Here is a 551-nt window from a genome sequence, read left to right as displayed (position 1 = left end):
AGACGCTTGCGGGTTGTGAGGTTAAGCGAATAAGCGTACACGGTGGATGCCCTGGCAGTCAGAGGCGATGAAGGGCGTGCTAATCTGCGATAAGCGCCGGTAAGGTGATATGAACCGCAATAACCGGCGATACCCGAATGGGGAAACCCAGTGCAATCCGTTGCACTATCATGCCATGAATACATAGTGGCATGAGGCGAACCGGGGGAACTGAAACATCTAAGTACCCCGAGGAAAAGAAATCAACCGAGATTCCCTGAGTAGCGGCGAGCGAACGGGGAACAGCCCAGAGCCTGAATCAGCAGGTGTGTCAGTGGAAGCGTCTGGAAAGGCGCACGGTACAGGGTGACAGTCCCGTACACAAAGGCACATCTGTTGTGAGCTCGATGAGTAGGGCGGGACACGTGGTATCCTGTCTGAATATGGGGGGACCATCCTCCAAGGCTAAATACTCCTGACTGACCGATAGTGAACCAGTACCGTGAGGGAAAGGCGAAAAGAACCCCGGCGAGGGGAGTGAAACAGAACCTGAAACCGTGTACGTACAAGCA

At 54.3% G+C, this 551-nt stretch carries 1 rRNA gene; it reads left to right on the top strand.

What is annotated here, in order from left to right:
• Window positions 1–19: 19 nt before the first annotated feature.
• Window positions 20–551, top strand: a 23S ribosomal RNA gene (locus COO59_RS20625); the annotation flags it as partial.

Source organism: Mixta theicola (genome assembly GCF_002895925.1).
In the GTDB taxonomy this organism is placed as follows: domain Bacteria; phylum Pseudomonadota; class Gammaproteobacteria; order Enterobacterales; family Enterobacteriaceae; genus Mixta; species Mixta theicola.
The sequence above is the reverse complement of the archived record's forward strand: the minus strand, read 5'-3'. Positions and strand labels throughout refer to the sequence as shown.